General features: G+C 63.5%; 21 protein-coding genes. 11 read left to right on the forward strand and 10 right to left on the reverse strand.

Annotation, left to right across the window (positions count from 1 at the left end; translation table 11 throughout):
- Positions 1 to 12 precede the first annotated feature (12 nt).
- The 3 genes from MF134_RS03360 to MF134_RS03370 form a co-directional block, all read right to left on the reverse strand.
- Positions 13 to 357, reverse strand: coding sequence for a response regulator (locus MF134_RS03360; RefSeq protein WP_255337959.1), 345 nt, complete (start codon positions 355 to 357; stop codon positions 13 to 15).
- A complete protein-coding gene (locus MF134_RS03365) occupies positions 354 to 1979 on the reverse strand; it encodes a sensor histidine kinase (protein WP_255337960.1) in 1626 nt (541 codons plus the stop codon). Before MF134_RS03365 ends, MF134_RS03360 begins: the two co-directional genes overlap by 4 nt.
- A gap of 251 nt (positions 1980 to 2230) precedes the next feature.
- Positions 2231 to 2473 carry a hypothetical protein gene (locus MF134_RS03370; RefSeq protein WP_255337961.1) on the reverse strand — a complete coding sequence of 81 codons (243 nt, stop codon included), beginning with the start codon at positions 2471 to 2473 and terminating at the stop codon, positions 2231 to 2233.
- Positions 2474 to 2688: 215 nt separating this feature from the next.
- Between MF134_RS03370 and MF134_RS03375 the strand changes: the two genes are divergently transcribed.
- Positions 2689 to 3456, forward strand: a complete 768-nt coding sequence (locus MF134_RS03375) for a triose-phosphate isomerase (RefSeq protein WP_255337962.1) — start codon at positions 2689 to 2691, stop codon at positions 3454 to 3456.
- 44 nt (positions 3457 to 3500) lie between these two features.
- Here MF134_RS03375 and dhaL read toward each other — a convergent pair whose 3' ends face one another.
- Together dhaL and MF134_RS03385 are read right to left on the reverse strand one after the other, a co-directional pair.
- The gene (gene dhaL / locus MF134_RS03380; protein ID WP_255337963.1) at positions 3501 to 4145 is read right to left on the reverse strand and encodes a dihydroxyacetone kinase subunit DhaL; all 645 of its coding nucleotides are present in this window, start codon (positions 4143 to 4145) and stop codon (positions 3501 to 3503) included.
- 45 nt (positions 4146 to 4190) lie between these two features.
- Positions 4191 to 6275, reverse strand: coding sequence for a bifunctional sugar-binding transcriptional regulator/dihydroxyacetone kinase subunit DhaK (locus MF134_RS03385; protein ID WP_255337964.1), 2085 nt, complete (start codon positions 6273 to 6275; stop codon positions 4191 to 4193).
- A gap of 162 nt (positions 6276 to 6437) precedes the next feature.
- Here MF134_RS03385 and MF134_RS03390 point away from each other — a divergent pair, with 162 nt between their 5' ends.
- From MF134_RS03390 to MF134_RS03420, 7 genes are all read left to right on the forward strand, one after another.
- Positions 6438 to 7925 (forward strand): ABC transporter substrate-binding protein, encoded by a 1488-nt coding sequence (locus MF134_RS03390; RefSeq protein ID WP_255337965.1) that lies wholly within the window; start codon positions 6438 to 6440, stop codon positions 7923 to 7925.
- A 232-nt stretch (positions 7926 to 8157) separates the two neighbouring features.
- Positions 8158 to 9093 (forward strand): carbohydrate ABC transporter permease, encoded by a 936-nt coding sequence (locus MF134_RS03395; RefSeq protein WP_255337966.1) that lies wholly within the window; start codon positions 8158 to 8160, stop codon positions 9091 to 9093.
- Complete coding sequence (locus MF134_RS03400; protein ID WP_255337967.1) at positions 9090 to 9917, forward strand: carbohydrate ABC transporter permease; 828 nt, start codon at positions 9090 to 9092, stop codon at positions 9915 to 9917. The genes MF134_RS03395 and MF134_RS03400 overlap by 4 nt, the downstream gene beginning before the upstream one ends.
- 4 nt (positions 9918 to 9921) lie before the next feature.
- A complete protein-coding gene (locus MF134_RS03405; protein ID WP_255337968.1) occupies positions 9922 to 10206 on the forward strand; it encodes a hypothetical protein in 285 nt (94 codons plus the stop codon).
- 3 nt (positions 10207 to 10209) lie between these two features.
- Positions 10210 to 11343, forward strand: coding sequence for an ABC transporter ATP-binding protein (locus MF134_RS03410; RefSeq protein WP_255337969.1), 1134 nt, complete (start codon positions 10210 to 10212; stop codon positions 11341 to 11343).
- Positions 11336 to 12409 carry an ABC transporter ATP-binding protein gene (locus MF134_RS03415; protein ID WP_255337970.1) on the forward strand — a complete coding sequence of 358 codons (1074 nt, stop codon included), beginning with the start codon at positions 11336 to 11338 and terminating at the stop codon, positions 12407 to 12409. The genes MF134_RS03410 and MF134_RS03415 overlap by 8 nt, the downstream gene beginning before the upstream one ends.
- 12 nt (positions 12410 to 12421) lie before the next feature.
- On the forward strand, positions 12422 to 13369 hold the full coding sequence (locus tag MF134_RS03420) for a carbohydrate kinase family protein (protein ID WP_255337971.1): 948 nt from the start codon (positions 12422 to 12424) through the stop codon (positions 13367 to 13369).
- Positions 13370 to 13731: 362 nt separating this feature from the next.
- On the opposite strand, the gene MF134_RS03425 is transcribed toward MF134_RS03420, so the two are convergent.
- From MF134_RS03425 to MF134_RS03440, 4 genes are all read right to left on the reverse strand, one after another.
- Complete coding sequence (locus MF134_RS03425; RefSeq protein ID WP_255337972.1) at positions 13732 to 14316, reverse strand: ABC-type transport auxiliary lipoprotein family protein; 585 nt, start codon at positions 14314 to 14316, stop codon at positions 13732 to 13734.
- Positions 14317 to 14583: 267 nt separating this feature from the next.
- Positions 14584 to 17685, reverse strand: a complete 3102-nt coding sequence (locus MF134_RS03430; protein WP_255337973.1) for an MlaD family protein — start codon at positions 17683 to 17685, stop codon at positions 14584 to 14586.
- Positions 17685 to 18575, reverse strand: coding sequence for an ABC transporter ATP-binding protein (locus tag MF134_RS03435; protein ID WP_457589935.1), 891 nt, complete (start codon positions 18573 to 18575; stop codon positions 17685 to 17687). Before MF134_RS03435 ends, MF134_RS03430 begins: the two co-directional genes overlap by 1 nt.
- A complete protein-coding gene (locus MF134_RS03440) occupies positions 18556 to 19743 on the reverse strand; it encodes an ABC transporter permease (RefSeq protein ID WP_255337975.1) in 1188 nt (395 codons plus the stop codon). Before MF134_RS03440 ends, MF134_RS03435 begins: the two co-directional genes overlap by 20 nt.
- Before the next feature lie 167 nt (positions 19744 to 19910).
- On the opposite strand from MF134_RS03440, the gene dgcA reads away from it, so the two are divergent.
- On the forward strand, positions 19911 to 20891 hold the full coding sequence (gene dgcA / locus MF134_RS03445; protein ID WP_255337976.1) for an N-acetyl-D-Glu racemase DgcA: 981 nt from the start codon (positions 19911 to 19913) through the stop codon (positions 20889 to 20891).
- Positions 20892 to 20957: 66 nt separating this feature from the next.
- On the opposite strand, the gene MF134_RS03450 is transcribed toward dgcA, so the two are convergent.
- Positions 20958 to 22991 carry a DUF4139 domain-containing protein gene (locus MF134_RS03450; RefSeq protein WP_255337977.1) on the reverse strand — a complete coding sequence of 678 codons (2034 nt, stop codon included), beginning with the start codon at positions 22989 to 22991 and terminating at the stop codon, positions 20958 to 20960.
- 129 nt (positions 22992 to 23120) lie between these two features.
- Here MF134_RS03450 and MF134_RS03455 point away from each other — a divergent pair, with 129 nt between their 5' ends.
- Positions 23121 to 23543, forward strand: a complete 423-nt coding sequence (locus MF134_RS03455; RefSeq protein WP_255337978.1) for a hypothetical protein — start codon at positions 23121 to 23123, stop codon at positions 23541 to 23543.
- A 125-nt stretch (positions 23544 to 23668) separates the two neighbouring features.
- The gene (locus tag MF134_RS03460; RefSeq protein WP_255337979.1) at positions 23669 to 24088 is read left to right on the forward strand and encodes a DUF4864 domain-containing protein; all 420 of its coding nucleotides are present in this window, start codon (positions 23669 to 23671) and stop codon (positions 24086 to 24088) included.
- Position 24089: the final 1 nt, after the last annotated feature.

The following is a 24089-nucleotide window of genomic DNA, read 5'->3' on the forward strand; positions in this document are numbered from 1 at the left end:
GAAGAGCCGTCCTCAGGACCGGCAGAGCGAGATCGACGCGCCGATCTGGTCGATCGTGTAGGGTTTCTGGAGGATCGGATGATCGCGCCAATGCGGCTCGACCCCCTCACGCCCATATCCGGTCGCAAAGACGATCGGGATTCCGGCCTCGTCGAGACGCTTTGCCACCGGATAGACCAGTTCGCCGCTGATGTTCACATCGAGAACGGCGCAGTCGATCTCCACGCCGGAATCGAGCAGTTGCTGAGCGGCTCGAATGCGCGACGCCGGCCCGACCACCTCACAACCAAGATCGAGAAGCATGTCCTCCAGTTGCATGGCGATGAGACTTTCGTCTTCGACGACCAGAATTCTCATGCCGGCGATCGGCGCATTTGATTGCATTCATTCACCAAACTGCTCGTGCCGATCTCTGGTAGTTCGACCTCGAAATGAGAGTTTAGGCTCTCGTCTGCGAGATCAAGAGTTAGCCGACCAGCAAGTTCCCGTTCAACTATTGTTTGAATGATGCGGATGCCGAAACCGGGCTCGAATGGCAATACACCGGCTCGTTCGAAATCCGAGCCCACCCCGCTTGCTGCGTGTTCGCGATACTCCCACCAATGAAACGAAAGACGCCCGCCTACCGGATCCACGAGACGCCATGAAATCTCGACGATCCCGTCGGGATATCTCAGGGCGCCGTGGCGCCGGGCATTGGCATGCATTTCGTGCAGAACAATCGACAGTGCGACACCGGACTTGGCCGAGAGCGGGATGTCCGGACCCGACCAGCGGAGCTGGTCGCTCCCACTATCCTGCGAAAGAGCTTCCAGGAAGTGCCGCAAAGGGGCTGCTTCCCATCGCTGTTCGGCCAGAACGTTGTGAGCCCGGCTGAGCGCCATGATGCGCGATTCGAAGGTGTGCCGCGCCACTTCGAGATTGTCGCTGTCGCGAAAGCTCTGCCGTGCCATGGACTGGATGGTCGCCAGCGTGTTCTTCACGCGGTGATTGAGCTCGTCCATCAGCAGGCGCTGGTGATGGCCGGCCCGCATGGCCTCGGTCCGGTCCACGCCCTGGAAGAAGACGCCGTCGACCTGTCCTTCGGCATTTCGGATCGGATTGCAGAAGATGTCGAGGAGATGCTCGGCGCGAAGCCCCGAATGATGGCGGATGGTCAGAGGCAGAGCCTGTCGACTAATCGGCTCGCCCGTCTTCAGAACCTCCTCGAGAGTCGGAAGGATATCCTGGCCGATCAGTTCGGGAATCGCCGTGCTGAGCGGCACCCCCACGAGATCGCGCTCCCCGATAAGACTGGAAAAACTGTCGTTGACGAAGCCCGTTCGGAGTTCAGGCCCTTCCAGGACAGCGACCATTCCGGGCGCCTGGCGAAACAGCCGGCGGAACTCGGCGCTCTGTTCCAAAGCTCTCTGGTGGGCGACTTCGACGCTGCGGGCGTTTTCCCAGAGTGCGACCTCGCCGACGGCCGCCCCTTCGGCCATGCCACGGCTGCGCTTCGCCTGGACGATGTCGGTCACATCGATCGTATTCTGAACGACGAAATCGATCCGACCATCCTTGCCGGCGACGGGCGTGTGAGTTGCGCTCCAGAAGCGGATCTCGCGTGCGGGATCGGCCCCCTTTGCCTCCTCGACCTCATAGGGGATGAAGGCGATGGAACTGGGTTCGCCCGTGTCGAACACGTATTGGATGGACTGTCGCAAGCGCGCCTGTGCGGCGTCGGAGGAGGGAAACAAGTCGAAGAGCTGGCGCCCGATCAGATCTTCCCGGCGCCGCTGGGTGGCCCCTTCATAGGCCCGGTTCACCGCAACGAAGCGCAATTCCCGGTCGAGAATCATGTGCGGTGTTGCCAGCAGATCGAAGACCTGCGCGAAATCGGGAGTGCCCGTGCCTGCTCCGAGGCCGAGATCGGTCGCGCTCTCCAATCGGGAAACCGGGCTTGGCTCGGCTGTCGGTGTGGTCGTTCTCAACTCTGCCATGCTTCTGCTTGCGGACGCTTGTATTGGCGATGTCTCTTCCGAGCAGCCGGAACCGTTTTCGTCGCGCTTTGGATCAAGCTGATCTCCAATCTACGGCCGCCCCGGGAATTTCAAGCCATCGACAGGCCAGACCTGCCAACAGGATGACGAATGTCAGCGCGATGTTGCAGTGCAGCGGGCCACAGGGCCCGTTTTTGGCCAACTCCCCGGAAGGAGCGTCTTGAGTGTTCTTTTATGTCATGCGCCTTTTTTCATCCGGCGCGCTGGTAGGACCAGCCTTGTAGCTCAATTGGTCTGGGCGAAATTCGCTCGATGGCGACGGCTTCGCCGCCGGCGCCCGCAACCTCCAGGCACCCGATTGCAGAGCGCCGCATTGCCTTCCTCTTTCCCTGATCGATCAGCACGATCCCGCTGCTCAATCCACTCACCGAGCCGGAGCGGCGGATATCGATTGTTGCCGCGAAATCGGCGTCGGCAGGCTGAGGCTCGCTCACAACTTTTTCGATCCAAGCCGAACAGCCGAAACCATTTGCCGGCTCGTCTCTCTCGCACTGCCCTCGGCCAGATGAGAAAGGCGGCGATCAGGTCGATGATGGCCGGCCCTGTAGCCGGCTGAATCACTTCGGATATCCTGACGCGGATATTCGTCACCATTATGTCGAACGAATCGAACGGCATGCCGAATAGACAAGAATGGGAGGGGGAAGCGATGACCGGGGAGAGACCTTTCATCGGCACCAGCTGGAAGATGAACAAGACGCGAGCGGAGGCAGCGGCGTTCTGCGACACCCTGCGCGCCTCGCCCCTTGCTGCTTGCACCGAGGCGCAACTCTTTGTCATCCCGCCTTTCACCGCCCTCGCCGCGGTTGCGGATGCGCTTGCGGAGACTGCGGTCATCGTCGGCGCGCAGAACGCCCATTGGGCGGACGCCGGTGCCTGGACCGGCGAAATCTCGCCCCTCCAGGTCAAGGATGCCGGCGGGACGCTTGTCGAGATCGGACACAGCGAGCGCCGCACCTTCTTCAACGAGACCGACGAGACGGTCGCACTCAAGGCCGAGGCCGCTATCCGTCATGGCCTGACCCCGCTCATCTGCATCGGCGACACGAAAGAGGAATACGAAGCCGGAAGAACCGCCGACGCTCTGCGGCGGCAGACCGAGGCTGCGCTCTCCAGGATAGACAGACAAACTGATACCCCAGTCCTCTTCGCCTACGAGCCCGTCTGGTCCATCGGCGAAGGCGGCACGCCGGCCGACCCGGGGTTCGCCGACGAGCAGCAGGCCATGGTGAAGGCCATCATCACCGAGAGGATTGGCCGCCCCCTGCCCGTGCTCTACGGCGGCAGCGTCAATCCTGACAACTGCGTCGTCCTGGCGAAGCAGCCGAATATCGACGGGCTGTTCATCGGCCGCTCTGCCTGGGACGCGGGCGGCTATCTCGGAATCGTTCGCCAGGTTCTCGACGCGATCTCCTGACTCCGGTGTTCGGGCGGCCGATGCCCCAACCGCCGGAACACCGGTCAGGCCGCCGCCAAACTCTTTGCCATCACGCCCACGATGAGCGCCGTGGAGGCGGCGCCCGGGTCCATATGCCCGAGCGAGCGCTCACCGAGCCGCGACGCGCGCCCCTTGGACGCGCGCATGGCCTTGGTGGCCTCCGCCCCCTCCTCGGCGGCCTTTGCGGCCGCATCGAAGCATTCGGCAAGCGGCGCCCCGCGCTCCGCGGCTTCGGCGATCGCCTCGGCCGCCGGGGCCCATGCGTCCACCATGGTCTTGTCACCGCGCTCGGCCTTGCCGCGATCCTGAATGCCCTTGGCCATGGCGCCGAAGACCTCGATCATCGCATCGCGATCGAGATCGCCCTTGCCCTTCGCCGCCGCTCCGGCCCGCATGAAGGCAGTGGCGTAAAGCGGGCCCGAGGAGGCGCCGACGGCATTGAGGAAGGATTTGGCGGCAGTGTTGAAGACCGTCGCCGGATCGGACTCGCCCGTGTCGAGACCGGTGAGCGCGTTCTTCACGGCCGAAAAGCCGATATGCATCGTGACGCCATGATCGGCATCGCCGATCACGCCGTCGAGTTCCGACAGATGATCCTTCTTCTCCTCGATGGCCCCGGCGATCGCCAGGAACATGTCGACGAGATTCTGGCTGGTAATGGTGGTCATGATGGTTCCGCTTCGTTGGACGACAGGGAAACGTGAAGGATCAGATCACCCGGCACGGAACATCGCGCAATCGCAGGGGTGGTCGAGAAGCTCCGTCAGTTCGTCGTCGAGATGAATGAGCGTGATCGACATTCCCGCCATTTCGAGCGAGGAGCAATAGGTGCCGACCCAGGTGGCATGGACGGAGATGCCCTTGCGCTCCAGGCGCTCGGCGACGCGGCGATTGATGACGTAAAGCTCCATCAGCGGGGTCGAGCCCAGCGAATTGACGAGCACGGCCACCTTCGAGCCTTCCGGCGCATCCATTTCGGCGAAGATCCGCTCCAGAATGTCGTCGGTCACCTCGTCGGCGGTGCGCAGCGGCTCGCGGGTGACGCCCGGTTCGCCATGGATGCCCATGCCGATTTCCATTTCCGTCGGCCCGAGCTCGAAATTGTGCCTCAGCGTCTGCGGTAGCGAGCACGGCGCGAGCGCCACGCCCACCGTGAAGGTTCGCGAATTGGCCTTCTTGGCGATCCGCTCGCACTCGTCCATCGACCACATCTTGTCGGCGGCCGCGCCCGTGACCTTGAAGATGAAGAAATTGCCCGCGACGCCGCGCCGCTTTTCCTTCTGGTCGAGGGGCGCGGAGGCGACATCGTCCGTGGAGAGCACGGTGCGGACCTCGATATTCTCCATCGCCGCCATCTCGGCCGCCATGTCGAAATTCATGACGTCGCCGGCGTAGTTGCCATAGAGATAGAGGACGCCTGCCCCGCCATCGACGGCCTTGGTGCATTCAAGGATCGGGTCCGGCGGCGGCGAGGCGAAGACGTTGCCGATCGCACAGGCATCCGCAAGTCCCTTGCCCACATAGCCGACGAAGGTCGGCTCGTGCCCGGAGCCGCCGCCCACGACGATGCCGACCTTACCCTCCCGCGGGCCGTCCACCGCCACGATCGAACGCGGGCTACCCTCCAACTGGCGCAGGTGCTTCGGATGCGCCGCGATCATGCCGTCCAGCATTTCCTCGATGATGTTGGTGGCGTCGTTGATCAGTTTTTTCGTCTTCACCAGATTTCCTCCCTGAACCTGTGTTCGTCTCGTTCCCTTGAGCATCCCGAGCGACTCGGGAACGCCTTCGGCCTGCAGGATGCTGTGACCGGTGTCCGCGTCGGTGATCAGCACATTCGCGTACCGCCCCCGAAGGGCGGCGAGGATCGCCGTCGTCTTTTCCGCTCCCCCGGCTACGGCGATCCGCAGCTTGATCTCGCGCAATTCCTCCAGCGTGAGCCCGATCGTGCGATCGTCGAGCGGACCGCGCACCGGCTTGCCTCGGTCGTCGATGAAACGCCCGGCGATCACCGCCGTGGAGCGTTGAAGCGAAGGATGCTTGAGATCTTCCCGCTGGATCAGCCCGCTTGCGTGGATCGAGCTCTCCGGTCGAGTGGAGCAGATGCCGAAGACGATCTTGTCGGTTTTCCGGGCCATCTCGAACTGGTCGCGCACCAGGGGCTCGCCCATGAGGATGTCTCGCACCGCCGGGCTCGAAACGACAGCCGGCGCGCTGATGTTGATCGAACGTGCGCCGAGCGATGTGGCGAGCTGCGAGACGCAGAGTTCCGGCGTGAAATCGACCGGCGCCGTCGAACCGCCGGTGACCTGGACCACGGACAGGTCCGGCAATCTGAGATGGCTGATGTTCCGGGCGAGCGAAATCATCGTCCGCCCCCAGGAAATCCCGATCGCATCCCCCGGCCTGATCAGCCGTTCGAGAACCCTTGCGCCCGTTTCGCCCAGCCGGTCGATGAGCGAGCGCCCCTCGCCCGCACTTGGAACCACGATGCAGTCCGAGAGATCGAACCGCTCCATGAGCGCCTGGGCGATCATGAACTCCGACAGACGTGAGGTCTCCATCGTCAGGGTGACGATGCCGCGCGAGCGCGCCTCGGCGAGGTAATTGTTGACAGTCGCCCGGGAGATTCCCATCGCCTTGGCGATCTCGTTCTGGGTCATCCCGTCATGGGCATAGAGCCAGCCCGCCCAGAGGAGCGGGTCGTCGCGAAACCGCAGGGGAACCGGCGCTGCCGCAGGTTGCGGACGCCCGGAATTCCCCGATCTGCGGGCGATTGCGGAGTTCATGTTCGCCATCTTGACAATTGTCTTACCGGATTTGAATATTGTCGCCAATAGGCTTCTCGACCGTTTCGCAGCGCATCAGGGAGGGTGCGCCGCACAAGGCAAACGGCCGTGCGAGACACCGGCGCGCGAAGCGCCGCCGGCTGACAACCTGACCAAGGGAGGAGAACAGGCATGACCTATTCCAAGAAACCAGGATCGTCGGTCCTGGTGCCACGCCGCACCCTGCTCAAGGGCGGTGCTGCGCTCGGGCTCTCCACCGCGCTCGGCGCACCGTTCATCAACCGGCTGAAGGCGCAGGAGAGCCATCCCCTCGCCGGCGAGTCGATCGAGATGAACATCCTCGGCATTGCCGGCTGGCTGCCATCCTCGCTCGGCGTGCAGATGTCGCCGCTGTTCGCCGACTATGTGAAGGAGCGCTACGGCTACGACGTCTCGTTCCAGTTCCAGGAGGCCCCCTTCGCCGACCTGTTCCAGAAGGCGGCCACCTCGCTCGTCACCCGCAGCCAGGAATTCAACATCATCATCTCCGACAGCCAGTGGCTCGGCGCCCTGGCGCAGCCGGGCTGGATTCTGCAGCTGAACGACATCATCGCCCAGAATCCCAATCTCGACATCGAGTGGTATTCGAAGGCAGTCGTCGACACCTACATGATCTATCCGGACGGCAGCCAGAACATCTGGGGACTGCCGCAGGAAGGCGACGTCGAGGCGCTCTTCGTTCGCAAGGACTGGCTGGAGGACGAGACCGAGCGCGAGGCGTTCAAGGCGAAATACAACGCCGAGATGCCGCGGACCTTCGAGGACTTCGAAGCCCTCACCATGGACGAGTTCGAGAAGATCGCCGACTTCTTCACCCGTCCGGACGAGCAGCGCTGGGGCTTCGCCCAGCAGTACAGCCGGGTCTACGATTTCGCGACCTGCGCCTTCAACAACTTCCTGTGGAGCCGCGGCGGCGAGATCTGGAACCCGGAAACTGGCCAGGTGACGGGCGTGCTCAACACGCCGGAAAACGCCAAGTCGCTCGAAGAGTACAAGCGCTGGCTGAAATACTGCCCGCCGGGTGCGACCAACATCGGCATTGCCGAGGGCATCGACGTCTTTACCCAGGGCAAGGTCTTCGCGACGATCCAGTGGGCGGCTGTCGGCCCGGCGATGATCACCGAAGAGCTTCAGGGCAAGGTCATGGTGGTGCCGCCGCCCAAGCACACCGGTCCGAGCGGCGAAGCCAAGCGCATCTACTCCATGGGCGGTCAGCCCTGGGTGATCAACGCCTTCAACGACGAGCAGAAGATGCGCGTCGCCATCGACTTCATGAACTGGTGGTATCAGCCGGATACGGCGCTGGAATTCGCCAAGCGGGGCGGCAATCCCTGCGACAAGGCGACCCTTTCGCGGGACGATTTCAACGACATCAATCCCTGGAACCGGACCTTCAAGTTCATGCTGGAGGACGGTCGCTCGCAGGACTTCTGGCACGACCCGAAATATTCGGAGATGCTGTCGGTCCAGCAGGAAGGCTACTCGGCCTACGTCACCGGCCAGGCGACGGACGCCCAGGCGGTCATGGACTACATCGCCTGCGCCCAGCAGCAGATCCTCTACGATTCCGGCACCGCACAGGACGCGCCGCCGGACATGTGCGCCATGACGACCCTTTAAGGCCCGTTAACGCCATACCCTTTCCCGGCAGCAATGCCGGGAAAGGGCCGGAATGTCTGACGTCAGGATTATCGCGAACCGGACCCATGGATCAGCCGCCCACTGTCAGGCACGTCTTACCCGACGGATCGAACGCGCCCCACCTGTCGGATCCGAAAGACCAGACCAAGCCGCAAGAGCCGGCGCCGCTGTCTGATGCAAGCTCCTGAAAGGGAAGCCGAGGAATGACGAGATGACGGATGTCACGCTGCCACCGCGCAAGCGATCCCGCTTCTTCGAGAACCGTGCCGCGCTGGTGCTGGCGCTCCTTGCGCCTGTGCTCACCTTCTTCATCGTGTTCAACACGATTCCGACGCTGTGGCTGATCGGGCTGTCCTTCTACAATTTTTCGCTGACCAGCGGCATGCCGCCGGACTTCGTCGGCTTCCGCAATTTCTTTGCGATCCTGTCCTCGAAGAACGCGATCTGGTTCGACCTATCCCGCACCTTCACTTTCGTCTTTGCGGCGGTGACGGTGCAGACGCTGCTCGGCGGTCTGCTGGGCTTCCTGTTCTGGGGCTCGAAGGACATGCCGGGGCGGCGCGTCGCGCTGACGCTCCTGTTCGCGCCGATGGTGCTGACGCCTGTCGCGACCGGCACCTTCTTCCGTTTCATCTACGATCCGACCTTCGGCATCTTCAACTATCTGTCGCGGGCGCTGTTCGACTCCGGCCCGATCGATTTCCTGGGTGACCCGAGCCTCGCCTTCTGGTCCGTGCTCGCCGTCGATTGCTGGATGTGGACGCCCTTCATGACGCTGATGACGCTGGCAGCGCTCGGCTCGGTGCCGACCGCAGAGCTGGAAGCGGCGGAGATCGACCGCGTGCCCATGTGGCGGCGCCTGCCGCTGGTCATCTGGCACCACGGCAAGTTCATCATGATGCTCGGCATCCTCCTGCGCACGATCGACAGCTTCAAGACGCTCGATCTGATCATCCCGATGACCAAGGGCGGGCCCGGCCAGAACACCCGGCTCGTTGCGCTCGAACTCAACAAGCAGGCGTTCGAAAGCTTCAATATGGGTTGGTCGTCCGCCTATGCGGTGCTTCTGCTTCTGATCTCCATTGCCATGACCAGCGTCTTCATCTTCGTTCTCAATCTCAGACGTCGCCGGGAGAGCGGATCATGAGCCGTCTCAAGGAATGGTCCTACTACGGTCTCCTCTGGCTGGTCGCGCTGATCTTCTTCGCCCCGATCGCCTGGATCGTGATGTCGTCTTTCAAGACGCGCAGCGACATTCTGGCGATCCCGCCGAAATTCTTCTTCACGCCGACGCTGGAGAATTATCGAGAGCTGTTCAATCGAAGCGAGATCTTCCAGCAGATCGGCAATTCGATCATGCTTTCTCTCGGTGCGGTGATCATCGCCGTCATCGTGTCCTTCCTCGCCGCATTCTGCTTCTCGCGATTCCGGCCGAAGGGCACCGACTTCCTGATGTTCCTGCTCCTGTCGATCCGCATGCTGCCCGGGCCGGCCGTCATCCTGCCCGTCTTCCTGATGTATGTCGCCTTCGGCTGGAAGGACTCCCATCTCTGGCTGATGCTCTTCTACGCCATGTTCTCGATCCCGTTCTCGGTGTGGATCCTGAAGGGCTTCCTGGATGGCGTCTCGACACGCTTCGACGAGACCGGCCGCGTCAATGGCGGCTCCTGGCTTCACATCATCTTCAAGGTGGTGATGCCACAGGTCCGGCCAGGCCTGATCGCCGCCTTCATCTTCAACCTGATCTTCGTGTGGAACGAATACCTGTTCAATTTCATCATCGGTGGCGTGAACACCCAGAACATTCCCTACGCCCTGATGGTCGGCACCTATGCCGATGGTGGCGTGAACTGGACGTTCATCTCCACCATGACGTCGATCTACATCATCCTTCCGGTGGTCTTCATCTATCTGTTCCAGAAGTATCTCCTGGTGGGCATGACCTTCGGTACCGTCAGAGGCGAGGTCTGATCCAATGAAGAACTCCCATGCCTTTGCCGAAAGGCTCGAAATCACGCTGATCCTGTGTCTCGTCACCGGTTTCGTGCTCATCGCCCAGCGCTACAATCTGATGTTCTACAAGGTCGGGCTGTCGGTACTCGTCGTCTCGACGCTTCTCCAGATCGCGGTCGGCAATCTTCGGAAGGACGCCTCGCCGCTCGGCGCCCTGTTCTTCATCGGGAAGGTCCTCGTCGTGATCGCCTGCATCTTCACGGCGGGCATTCTCCTCGTCCCCACCTTCGCCCAACTCGGCCGCTGATCGATGTCCCTGTCCTATCAAGAAATCACCAAGACCTACGGTTCGACGAAGGCCCTCGACAGCCTGTCGCTCGACGTCGAACCGAAGAGCTTCACGGTGATCTCCGGCCCGCCCAAATCCGGCAAGTCGGTGCTTTTCCGCCTGCTTGTCGGGCTGGAAAACCCCGATGCGGGCCAGATCATGCTCAACGGCCGCGACATCTCGAAGGACGCCCCGGCCGACCGGCCAGTCGGCTACGTACCGCAGAACTTCGCGCTCTACCCGCACCAGACCGTCGCGCAGAACATGGCCTATCCGCTGACACTGGCGAAGTTCGACAAGGAAGAGATTTCCAGGCGGGTCGACCGCACCGCCGGCATTCTGTCGATCACCCATCTGTTGAAGAAGACCCCCGATCAGCTTTCGGGCGGCGAGAAGCAGCGCGTCGCGGTGGCACGTGGCCTGTTGAAGGACGCGCCAATCTTCGTCCTCGACGATCCGCTGGTCGGCCTCGACTACAAGCTGCGCGAACGGCTGATGGACGAGTTGAAGGGCCTGCGCGACGAACTCGACGCGACCTTTCTCTATGCGACGTCGGACAGCCTCGAAGCGCTGACCATGGCGCAGAACCTCGCCGTCATCGACGGCGGGCGGATCATCCAGCACGGCGACGCGGACAGGGTCTATCATGACCCCTCTCATGCCCGCTCGCTCGACCTGATCGGTTTTCCGCACGCCAACATCCTCGACGGCACGGTCGAGAACGGAACGGTCATGGCTGGTCCGCTGCGCTTCTCCGCGCCGCCGGGGCTTGCCAACGGGTCGGTCAAGGCCGGTCTTCGCCCCGAGCACATTCGTCTCGGCTCCAGTACCCAGATCAAGAATGCGATCACCCTGCCGGCTCGGGTCACGCTGGTCGAAAATCTCGGCGGCGAAGCGGTCGTCTATGTGGATTGCAGCGGCCATTCCCTGACTGCAGCCATGCCGCTCTACGATTCCGAACCGCCGGAGATCGACACGGATCTGACCCTGACGATCGATCCGGCGCTGGTTCTGCTCTTCGACGGGGCGACGGGTGAGCGGCAATCGAATGGAACCGGCATGTCCCTTGCGGCCGCCCAGGCGGCCCTCCAGCAGAGTTTCGGCACCCATGGCTGAGATCGTCATCGACCACGTCACCAAGCGTTTCGGCACGTTCACGGCCGTCAACGACATCGATATGACCTTCGCGGACGGCGAAGTCGCCTGCCTGCTGGGCCCGTCCGGCTGCGGCAAGACGACTCTGATGCGCATGCTCGCGGGTCTTGAGAAGCCGACCGAAGGCCGTGTTCTTTTCGGGGGCAAGGACGTCACCCGCCTGCCGCCGCGCAAGCGCAATGTCGGCATGGTGTTCCAGTATCCGGTGATGTACCCGACGCTGTCGGTCTTCGAGAATCTCGAATTGCCGATGCGCTACGACCGCTCCGTCTCGTCATCCGAGCGCAAGCGCCGGGTGGAGGAGATCCTCGACGTTCTCGACATCCAGCATCTCTCGCGTGCCTTCATCGACCAGCTCGACGCCGGCAATCGCCAGAAGGTCGCGGTCGGCCGCGCGGTGGTCCGGCAGTCGGAAATCGTGCTCTTCGACGAGCCGACAACCAATGTGGAGGTCAATGCCAAGCTCCAGCTGATCCGTGCCTTCAAGCAGGTGACGCGCCGGCTGCGCCAGACGATCGTCTATGTGACCCACGACCAGACCGAGGCGATGACGCTCGCTGACCGGATCGCCTTGATGAAGGACGGGCGGATCGTCCAGTACGATCGCCCCCACGTGCTCTATAGTCAGCCCACGACCGAATTCGGCGGCTGGTTCCTCGGCAATCCCGGCATGAACTTCATCCCGGCCTCGATCGCCAACGGGCAGATTTCCGCGCCGATCCTCGGTCGGCCGGTCAAGGCACCCGCCACGGCTCCGTCCGGCAAGATCACGATCGGCATCCGCCCCGAACTCGTCAGGATGACGGGCCAGCCCAGTGACATGAGCGTGCCCGCGAAGCTCGTGGACCAGGCGATCGGCATTGCCGGGCGCTATCTCACCAAGGCGGCGATCGGCGAGACGATCGTCAAGGTCAACACGGAAGGCCGCCCACCGGCCGGGCTGGGCGAGACTGTCCACCTCACCGCCCCGCGGGACCGTCTAACCCTCTTCGCCGAGGGCGAGCGCGTTCCCTTTGCATTTTCGTAAGTGAGCAGCACGATGCGTTACGACGTCTCCGTCATCGGTCTTTATATCCTCGACATTCTCGGACGGCCGGTCACGCAAATCCCCGAGCGCGGGAATGTCGACTTCATCGACGAGATCAGGCTGACCGTTGCCGGCACGGCTGGCGGCGTGGTCGTGAACACCGCCAAGCTCGGCCTGAAGAGCCTTGCCGTCGGTGCGGTCGGAAACGACGAGAAGGCCGATTTCGTCATCTCCGCCATGGACCGGCTCGGCATCGACACCTCGGCCATGCAGCGCCTCGACGGCGTGACGACTTCAGCAACGATCCTGAACATCCGGCCGAATGGCGAGCGCCCGGCGCTTCACGTGCGCGGCGCGTCGGACCATTTCGACGTCGCGCCAAAGGACTACGATCAGGTTTTCGACGCGCCGATCGTCCATCTTGGCGGCACGGGGCTGTTGAAGACGCTCGATGGCGAACGCAGCCAGGTGCTTCTGGAAGAAGCCAAGAAGCGCGGCGCCACGGTGACCTTCGATCTGATCGCCGCCTCCGCGGAGACCTTTCATCTTGTCGAGCCGCTCCTGCCCTTCATCGACTATTTCATGCCCTCGATCGAGGAGGCGCGCGACATGTCGGGGATGACGGCGGTCGAGGACTGCGCGAGCTTCTATCTCGACAAGGGCGCCAAGACCTGCATCTTCACCCTGGGCGGCGAAGGCGCCTTTTATGCCAGCGTCGACGGCACGCGGCTGCAGGTGCCGGCCTATGACATCGACGTTGTCGACACGACCGGTTGCGGCGACGCCTTCGACGCGGGCTTCATCACCGCGCTCAAGCATGGCATGGATCCGGAACGGAGGCTGTTCTTCGCACAAGGCGTGGCCGCCCTCGTCGCAAGCGGGCTCGGCTCCGACGCCGGCGTTGTGTCCTTCGAGGATACGGTCGAAAAGATCGAGGGCTTCAGGACGAAGGCCGGGTGAGAGGTGGCGCTGCTTTGGGGCCGAACACATCGCCGATCTCTTCGACGCACAGCATGGACGCCCATCTTTGGGATGGACGCACCGTGCAAACATTTGATTTTGTTGCGCTTACCCCTCCGCGCCGTCATCCTCGGGCTTGTCCCGAGGATCTACTGAAGGGGACGTGGGGCTCACCCTGTGAGGAAGAGCATTCTGCAAGGCTTCTGGGGCATCACCGACAGTAGATCCTCGGGACAAGCCCGAGGATGACGATATTTCAAAGGGTTACGATAACTCACATCCGGTCGGCGCAGCAGCATCGATCGGTCTCTCCGGCTCCTCAATCGAACCGTGCGAGGCTCACCGTGTTCCCACAGCCCAGATCAGATCAACCCCACCGTCCAGCTGACGATCTCGCCGGCGATCTGGTCGAACGCCCGATCGAGCGCGGCCACGTAGCCGGAGTTCTCGCCGCCGCCGACAGGCGCGGCCGCCGTGAAGATCCGGGTGCGCACGACATTGCCGTTGCGATCGTTTAGAGCCTTCACCGAAATCTCGATCCGAGCCGTCGCCGCGCCCCGCGCATCGATCTCGAAACGGCGCACTTCCATGACGAGCTGGTAGTCGATCGCCAGCCCCTGCCCCGGCACGCCGACAGCTCCAACGCGGCCCGTATTCTCGAAGGCCTGCAAGAGACGCAGCTGCACCATGCGCGGCAGGCGGTCGCTCCACTGGCTGTTGGCGAGGTATTCGACCGAATAAGGGGTCGGCTTGACGACGATCCGCTCGCTGTCGAGCGTCTTGATCGCCGTCGGCTCCGGAATCAGCACCTGCGCCCGGGTGCTGCCGCTGACCGGCACTTGTGATGGCGAGGAAATCTCGAAAGTGTCCGGTGGCACCGTGCTCGAGCAGGCGGCGACCATCATGGCCAGCAGGGCTGCAAGAATTGGTTTGGTCACGGCGTTCATCGTCGCAATTTCCCCCTCGTCGTCACCAGCGGAACGCAAAGAACGATGCAGATCCGCCGAACCGGCGACACACCCCGTTGCTTGCATCCGCTCCCGGGCCTGTCAATCGAAAGCCCGGCGCAGCAGGGCGAAGAGCCCATAAACTTTGCGAGCGGGACGGGATTGTCACAGGTGAAACCACGCCGCTGGCGCCGCGGAATACCCTTTTTAAGGACGCTCCGCGGCGATGACCGGCATGTTCGCTTCCAAGGGCTCTGACGGCGCGTCCTATCGACGCGTGCGCCCGTCATACTGCTTGACCGAGTCGCCGCCATAGATCAGCCGGCTCGGATCGTTGGAGAAGTCGCTGACGGCCCCCTCGATCCGGTTCACCGAGCGCGTCACGTCGCGGACCAGCGTCTGGAATTCCCGCAAGCCCTGGCCCGAGAAACGCTGGAGGTTGGCCGAAATCGGCTCGACCTGCGACTGGATGGACTGGGCCGCCCCCCGGATCGAACGCAGCGTCGTCGCGAGGTCATCGCCCAGCCCCGTGCCATCGTCCGCCCCGGCCAGAACGTCGTTGACGGAGGTCAGGACGCCGTCGATCTTGGCGGACGCCGTGCGGAGCTGCTCGCTCGTCACCTCGACATTGCTGATGATCGCCTCGATGTCCTCGCGCCGCCCGCCGATATCGTTCGCAACACCGGCAATCGAATCCGCCGCCCGGGCGACGTTGTCCGTCGCCGAAGAGACGTTCTCAACGGCGGTGTTGACGAGGCCCGGATCGATGCTGGCGATCAGCGTGTCGATCTGCGCGCGGGTCTCGGAGAAGCCCCCGACCGCGGTGTCGATGGTCGCGACCGCGGAATTCACCCGGTCGATGATCGACTGGATCTCGGGCGTCTTGCCGCGCAGCGCTTCGGTGATCGCACCGACATCGTCGACGGCCTTGTTGATCGTCGAACTGTCCACCGACTGCACCAGGCGATTGGCCGAGTCGATCGTCTCGTTCAGCTTGGCAGAGGCTTGACCGACGCTGTCGGCGATCGGGTCGAGGCTCGCCAGCATCTTGTCGATTTCGTCGACGCGCTGGGCGACCGTCGTCGTGATCCGGTTCACGTTCTGGATCGTGCTCGTCGCGCCGGTGATCGCAGTCGAGATCGCTTCCTTCTGCTGGTTCACGGTGTCGGTCAGCGACTGGACATTCGTGGCCGTCGCCGACAGGCCGTCGATCGTGGTCGCGACCTTCTCCGGGTCCACCGCTGCGACGACCCGGTTCGCCGAATCCAGCGTCTGGTTCAGCTTGCCCGTCGCCTCGCCGACATTTGCCGAAATCGGGTCGAGGCGGGACAGAAGCGTGTCGATCTCGCCGCTGCGCTCGGCAATCGTCGTGGTCACGCGGTTGACATTCTGGGCGGCATTCGCCGCACCGCTGATCGCCGAGGAGATTGCTTCCCTCTGCTGGTTCACGCTGTCGGTCAAAGACTGCACATTCGTCGCCGTCGCCGAGAGGCCATCGAGCGTCGTCGCAACCTTATCAGGATCGACAGCAGCAACCACTCGGTTGGCCGAGTCGAGCGTCTGGTTCAGCCGGCTCGTCGCCTCGCCGACATTAGCCGAGATCGGATCCAGGCGGGAGAGCAGAGCGTCGATCTCTTCGCGGCGCTGGGCGACCGTCGTCGTGACCTGCTCGACATTCTGCATCGCAGTTGACGCACCAGCGACCGCCGACGAAATCGCTTCTCTCTGCTGGTTCACGCTGTCGGTGAGTGACTGCACGTTGGTCGCCGTTGCCGACAGACCATCGATCGTGTTCGCCACCTGCTCGGGATCCACGGCGGCCACCACACGGTTCGCCGAATCCAGCGTCTGGTTCAGCCGGCCCGTCGCCTCGCCGACCTGCTCGGAAATCGGGCCGAGATTGGCGAGCAGCGTATCGATCTCGCCGCTGCGCTGGGCGATCGCCGTCGTCACGCGGTTGACGTTCTGGGCGGCGTTCGACGCCCCGCTGATCGCCGAGGAGATCGCCTCGCGCTGCTGGCCGACCGTCTCGGTCAGAGCCGCGACATTGGTCGCGGCCGTGGAAACGCCGTCGAGGGTCGTGGAGATTTGCGCGGGATCGACGGCGGCAACGATCTCGTTGGCCGATTGCAGGGTCGTGTCCAGCCGATTGGCGACCTGCGTCGCGGTCTCCGAGAGCGGCGTCAAGGAAGTCAGCAGGCTATCGATATCGTCGCTTCGCTGCGCGAAAGTGTTCGTCACGGTCTCGATGTTGCGCGCGGCATTCGAGGCGCCGGTGATCGCCGCTTCGATGGCGCCCGACTGAGCGTTGACGCGCTCGGTCAGGGTCGCGACGTTCGTTGCCGTTGCGGACAGACCGTCGATCGTCGAGGAAACCGCTTCGGGGTCCACGGCGGCGACGACGCGACCGGCGCTCTCGAGCGTCGTGTCGAGGCGGTTCGCCACGCGCGTCGCGGTATCCGACAGCGGCCCCAGCGAGCCGATGAAACTGTCGATGCCGTCGGCGTTGCGGGTGATCACGTCACCGATCTGCCCGACGCCATTGGCGGCGGACTGGACCGAGTCGACCACGCTCGCGATGCGCCGGGACTGCTCTCGGACGTTCTGGGTGATCGACTCCACATTCTCGACGACGCGGGTGACGGCCGTTGGCTCGACCGCACCCAGGATCCCCTGAACCTGCTGGATGGTTTCGGGAAGCGCCTCGGCCACGCGGTTCGCGCTGTTCGTCAGCTCCGAAAGGCTGGTGACGAAGGAATTGATGTTGTCGGTGTTGTCGGCGAGCGCCCCGGTGAAGGTGGCGACGTTCTCGGATGTCCGGGCGATGTTGTCTGCCGATGTCTGAACCGCCGGACCGATGTCACTCACCAGCTGGTCGAATTGTCCCAGAATGTTGTTGGCGCGATCCGCAATGTCGCGGGCCGTAGCAAGAATATCCGTCACATCCGAGGGATTGGCGTCGATGACGGGGACGGTCCCCTGTTTCATGGCCTCGGAGATCAGGTCCTCCTGCGCCGCGTTACCGCCCTTGAGCTCGATGAAGGCAAAGCCGGTGAGACCCTGAAAGCCGATATTGGCCTGGGTCGATTCCTTGATGGGAATCGTCGGATTGACCATCGTCTCGGCGATGACCACGCCCGGATTGTAGTTGTCGATCCGCAGCGAAGTGACCTGGCCGACCGGAAGACCGTTGAACAGGACCTGGCTGCCCTGCTGCAGGCCGGTGACCGAGCCCTCGATCCTGACCAGCAGCGGAACGCGGGAATCCCCTTGCGAGGAGAACACCGACCAGTAGGTGAAACCCACCGCCAGGGCGAGAACGACCAGGGTGAAGATCCCCACTCGGACGTAGTTGGCCTTGGTTTCCATTATCGGACTCCAGCGCTCTCGGACTTGGACGGGTCGGCGTCAGGCGCGTTCGGCGTCACCACCGTGCGCGCCCGCTTCCCGTGGAAATACGATTTCACCCAGGGGTGATCGAAGCTCAGCATCGTCGACAGCGGGCCTTCCACGAGCACCTTGCGATCGCCCAAAACGGCAATGCGATCACAGGCTTGAAACAGACTGTCGAGATCGTGTGTCACCATGTACACGCTCAGACCCAGCGTGTCGCGCAAGGTCATGATCAATTGATCGAAATCGGCCGCGCCGATGGGATCGAGCCCCGATGTCGGCTCGTCCAGGAAAACGATCTCCGGATCGAGCGCCAGCGCGCGGGCGAGCCCGGCCCGCTTGATCATGCCGCCGGAAAGCTCGGAAGGGTATTTGTCTGCGGCATCGGGAGCGAGCCCGACCAGATCGATCTTCAACATGGCGAGATCGCGCATCAGCTTCGGCGAGAGATCGAGATATTCCCGCATCGGCACCTCGATGTTCTCACGCACCGTCAGGGCGGAAAACAGCGCGCCGTGCTGGAACAGGACGCCCCAGCGCCGCTCGATCGAGAGGCGTTCGCGCTCGTTTGCCCCGTGATAGTCGATGCCGAAGACCTCGATCGTGCCGCCCTGTTTCGGGTTGAGCCCGAGAATGGTGCGCAGGAGGACCGACTTGCCGGCACCGGAGGGACCGACGAAGCCGAGAATCTCGCCCCGCCTCACGTCAAGTTCGAGATTCTCCAGAATGGTCTTCTGGCCGAACCGCACGGTGACGCCACTCGCCTTGATGACGATATCGTCCGAGGCGGAGATCCCGCCATTTACCGACGGAAGGCCACGTGGCACCGGGCCGCGCGCGAGGGGTTCAGAGTCCGATGGAGGCATAGAAGATCGCGAAAAGCCCATCCATGACGATGACGAGGAAGATCGATTTGACCACGGAAGCCGTGACCCTGAGGCCCAGGCTTTCGGCACTGCCGCCGACTTTCATCCCTTCCATGGCACCCACGATGCCGATGACGACGGCCATGAAGGGCGCCTTGATCAGCCCAGAGAAGACCGTGAACAGATCGACGCTGTTCTGCAGGCCCTGCAGGAAGTTTGCGAAGGAAATGTCGGAATAAAGGTGCAGCGTCAGCATGCCGCCGAGCAAAGCGGAAAGGTTGGCGAGGACGGTCAGGAGCGGCAGGGCGATGACCAGCGCGACCAGCCGCGGAAAGACCAGCACCCCGATCGGATTCAAGCCGATCACGTGCAGCGCGTCGATTTCCTCGCGCATCTTCATCGAGCCGATTTCGGCGGTGATCGCGCTCCCCGAGCGGCCGGCGATCATGATCGCCGTCAGCAGCACGCCGATCTCGCGAAGCACCAGAATGCCGACCAGATTGACCGCATAGACCTCGCCGCCGAAGCGGCGGAGCTGAAAGGCGCCCTGCTGGGCGATGATGCCACCGATCAGAAAGGTGATGAGGACGATGATCGGGATCGCCCTCACCCCCATCTGGTCCAGCTGATTGAAGATCGCGGCAGGGCGAAGCTGGGTCCGGCCGGCAATGCGGTTGCCGGCGCCGTAGAGCGCTCCGCCGATGATGTTCAGCGCGCCGATGGCTTCATCGCGTAGCGCCAGCACGCCGCCTCCCAGCCCCGCCAACCCGGAGACCAGCATGTTGTCGCGCTTGGGCTTGCTGCTGGTGGTGTCGCGCTTCATCGCCTCGCGCACGGCCGCAAACAGGGCCGAGTCGCGTTCGCGGATCCCATCGAGGCGCACCGTGCGACCGTTCTGGTTCAGGTCGCGGGACAGTCTCTCGATGACGAATGCCCCGGCCGTGTCGATCCGGCCAACGCCCGAGCAATCCAGAACCACGTTGCCGCCCAGATTGGACTTGGTGGTCTCCTGAATGAGCTTTTCCATCTGCCCGACGGTTCGCGCCAGCCAGTCGCCGCTGGCCTTGAGACGCACTGCGCCGTCCTGCTTCTCGCCTTCGAGTGCAGGTCTTTCCGACGACAGGCGGCCACCGGCGGTGGCCGATCTGGGCTCACTGCCCTGACGCATTGGACCTCGACTTGCCCCTCAATTCCTCAGACTTGCCATCTTCGCCTTGCGGGTTCCGGATCCCCATCCGATCTCTCGCAAAGCGACACAGCGCCGAGTTCACCCACTTCCCTGACACAGCGCATCGTGGGAATAAACTGCGGCACATTGTTAAGAGAGTATTTACCATGCCGCGTCGTCTTTCGGTCACAGTCGAGCGCTTCCCGCTCGCCCAGGCATTTCGCATCTCACGCGGCTCGAAGACCGAGGCGGCGGTCGTCACCTGCGAGATTGCCGACGAATACGGTCGCGGCTGGGCGGAATGCGTCCCCTATCCGCGCTATGGCGAGAGCATCGAGTCGGTTCTCGACCAGATCGAGTCGGCGCGCGAGACGATCGAGGGCGGCGGTTCACGCGATCGGTTGAACGATCTCCTGCCGCCCGGCGCGGCTCGCAACGCCCTCGACTGTGCCCTCTGGGACATCGAAGCCAAGTCGACCACGGTCCGCGCGGCCACGCTTCTGTGTCATGGCATTCCGAGGCCCGTCGAGACCGCCTATACGCTGAGCCTCGACACCGCGCCGGCCATGGCGGACGCGGCGCGTGCGAGCGACCACGACCTCCTGAAGGTCAAACTCGGGACCGAGGACGACCGCGAGCGTATCCGGGCCGTGCACGCTTCGGCGCGCGGCGCACGGCTGATCCTCGACGCCAACGAAGGCTGGACGTCTGACAACATCCGCGAGCATCTCCTGGCCGCCGCAGCAGCCGGCGCTGTCCTCGTCGAGCAGCCGCTGCCGGCCGGCGCCGACGAGATCCTGCGGGATATTCCGCACCCCGTCCCGATCTGCGCCGACGAATCCGTCCACACCAGCGCAGACCTCGAAAAGCTCGTGGGCCTCTACGACTACGTCAACATCAAGCTCGACAAGACAGGCGGGCTGACCGAAGCGCTTCGGCTCGCCGAAGAGGCACGGCGGCTCGGATTCGGGACCATGGTCGGCTGCATGGTCGGAACCTCGCTCGCGATGGCGCCGGCCGTGCTGCTCGCCCAGCATGCCGAGTTCGTCGATCTCGACGGCCCGCTCCTCCTGGCGCGCGACCGTCATCATCCTCTCGTCTATTCCCGATCCATGGTGTCTCCGCCCGAGCCGAAACTCTGGGGCTGATCCTCACAGAGCAATCCGCCGGAGACGTCTATCGTCCGTCCCCGGCGGTCAGGTCGCTCTCGCGCCTCAGATGGCGCGAACCATCTCGCGCAGGCGGCTCTCGACCGCCTGCCTTTCCTGGCGCAGGGCCGCGACATTCTGGTCGATCTTTTGCAGCCGATCCTCCTGGCCACGCATGGTCTCGAGATAGCTGTCGCGCAAATCGCCCTCGCCCACGGCCTTGATGTTCTCGCGGATCCGATCCTGCGCAGCATAGATGTCCGACTTCTCGTTCTCCAGGCGGTCGATGCGGCGGCCGATATCGGTCAGTTCCGCCTGCACTTCGGCGAGTGCGGCCAGCTGCCGGGCAATCTCGGGATCGTCGGTCTGCTTGGAAAAGCGGATCAGCTCGGACTGGGGCGCGTCGACCAGCGCGAATCCCTCGTCGCGCACGTAGCGATGCGTCGCCTTGATCTCGCTCGTGGCGCCCGCCGGGATCACCGTCTCCAATCGGTAGGCGTTCTCGGTCTCGGCCGCTTCGGCCGGCGAGGAGAAGTCCCACCCACCGATCTTCGGATGCTCGATCGAGAGCTTGCGCTCCTCCGTGGCTGTGTTTTCAGCCGTATAGATCGTCGTTCGCTCCTGGACCGACTTGTAGCGCAGCACGCCGTCCACGATACGCATCTGCCGGACGAAATTCTGCGGCCGCTCGGTCGTGTTGACGGCGATCTTGCGGTCGAGCGCGAACTGGACGAGGCGCTCTTCGGACGGTGGCACGGGTAAAAGCGTCGAATCCCCGACATAGCCCGACGAATCGTAGACGGTGACGATGCCGGCCGGCAGCGCAGAACCAGTCTCGTTATCGAGCCTGACCGCCGCCGTCGGATGAATCGCTCCGCGCCCCGGCTTGAACACCGCAATGCGCTCGGCCGGCACCTCGGAGTCGACGACCGGCACCGAGAGCGTCGAGCCTGCCGCGAGCGTCACGGGTTGCGGCAGCGCGTAGGTCACGGAGACGTCGCCCTCGATCGCTTCGCCGACGTCACTCGCCTGGGACATCTCGAACTCCGCAGCCGCGACCGAAGGCTCGGGCGCCATGTTGTCCAGCATGGCGAGCCCGCCGGCGATCGAGGAGCCCTCACGCTTGGCCATGCGGGCGGACATCTGGGGGCTCGGAACCGCGCCACGGTCCGGCTCCGGAACCGACTGGCGATCCACGAAAACAGGAACTTCCGGGCGCTCTTTGAAAAACGGATCGAAGAGGTTCTGGCGCAATGTCACCGGGGATCCGGAGGAGAGTGAAACGCGTACGTCGGTCCAATCCTCGCCGGTTGCGTTCTCGATGACCGCCCAGCTCTGGAGTCGACCCTTTCCGTCCTTGCCGACGACCAGACGATGCGACGACTTCCAGACTGGCGCAGCCACCACGTAGTCGAACTCGACGGTTCGCCGGGCATCGCCCTCGACCTTCACGGAAACGAGCCGGGAATCGTCCGACAGGGTTCGTGCCAGAGCGCCGGCCGCCTTGCGGAGTTCCGCAGCGGCCTCCTCGTCGAGCACTTCGACCGACGTGTCGTTGAAGATCGGCAGCGAGCGGACCGCTCCCGTCTCGGTCAGAATGGAGACGGTCGCGACGGGGTCCGGCTCGTCCTCCTTGCCGGAATTGGCCGGAAGGCGCGTCGTCCCGAGCACGGTTCCCGTGACGGAGCGGTCGCCCTCGATCCGGACCCGCGCGCCCTTCAGTTTCGAGAGAAGCTGCGGCAGCGAATTGAGATCCGCCGGCTGGAACAGAGCCGAGCGCGACAGTTCCTGTGCGTTGACCGAGCCCTCCAGCGTCACCTGGCCAACGCCACCGCCGGGATTGCGAACGACCAGGCTCTTGAGGACGTCGTTGACCTGTTTCAGCGGCACGTCCATTCCGACGACGGCCGAACCGGACACGTCGGCGGAGCGAACGATCTCTGCGACGCCACCCGAAAACAGCACGATCGAACGGATGTCGCCGGTACGGGTGGGTTCACTTGCAATCGCCTCCACGCCCTGATCGGGCGGCGCCGCCATCGCCGTGGTCGCAAGGAACGTCGCGAGCGTCGCAGCGGCAACGAGTCGGAAAGTGCGCATTGGATCTCCAAAGAGTTCATGTTTCCGGTATCGCCGCTATCGCGCCAACACCGGAGACGTTTCGCCCCACGGCGCTTGTGTGACGGGAATTCGTGGCGAGGTGAAGACCCTGAACAAAGGCCGGAATTCATGGTGGACAAAATCTTGCCCCCCAACGGCCAGGCCTGCCGACCATCTGGAGGGAGCCCAATCAGCGCAGCGGGCTTCAGGCGTCGGCCGAAGGACAGGGTTCGTATTTGGCCGACGACACCTTGTTTCGGCCTTCGACCGCACAACATTTCGTTTATGAGCTCATCGACCCCCGATCGCGGCATTCCGGACCAGCCGCACGAAATGATCGCACAGGCTGTTGAAGCGGCGGAAAAGCTGAACGGGATCCTTCGCGCGGCAGCAGAGAAGGGCGTCAAGCTCGAGATCACGATCGAGCGCGAGACCCCGCGGATTTCGGAGTCCGGCGAACCGGCGCCCGAAATCAGTGTTGTCGAGGTGGTGCGCGGACGGCATCAGGAAGGCCGGCGGCCGGAAGACCTGCATTCAGCCAACGACGATTGATCGGCTCCCAGAAGCTGCCGAGACGTGACGGCCGAGTGGCTTCACGACCAGTTGAATGCTCGGACGGTTCCCCGAGCGGGCAAGGCGACAATTCTTTCCGGTGAAGACAACCCCGGAGAGTTTTCATGAAGCACGCCGCGATTGCCTTCTTCAGCGCCCTTCTGCTGGTCGCTGTTCCTGTCCTCAGCGCAAAGGCCGACGACGCCGCCGACATCCAGGCCACGATTTCGGCCCAGCTCGACGCTTTCAACGCCGGAAACGGCGCCGAGGCCTATTCCTACGCCGCGCCGAACATCCAATCGCTCTTCCCCAGCCCACAAGCGTTCATGGGGATGGTGCGCTCGGGCTATGATCCGGTGTACCGTTCCAGCGGCGCCGTGTTCGGAGAGTTGAGCCCGCATGGAAGCGGCTACCGCCAGGAAGTCTATCTGACCGACAGCAAGGGGCAGAGCTGGATCGCCAGCTATACGCTGGAGCGTCAGCCGGACGGCTCGATGAAGATCACCGGCTGTCGTCTGCGCAAGGGCGACGATATCGCCGTCTGAC

The organism is Jiella marina (genome assembly GCF_024359545.1).
Classification (GTDB): domain Bacteria; phylum Pseudomonadota; class Alphaproteobacteria; order Rhizobiales; family Rhizobiaceae; genus Jiella.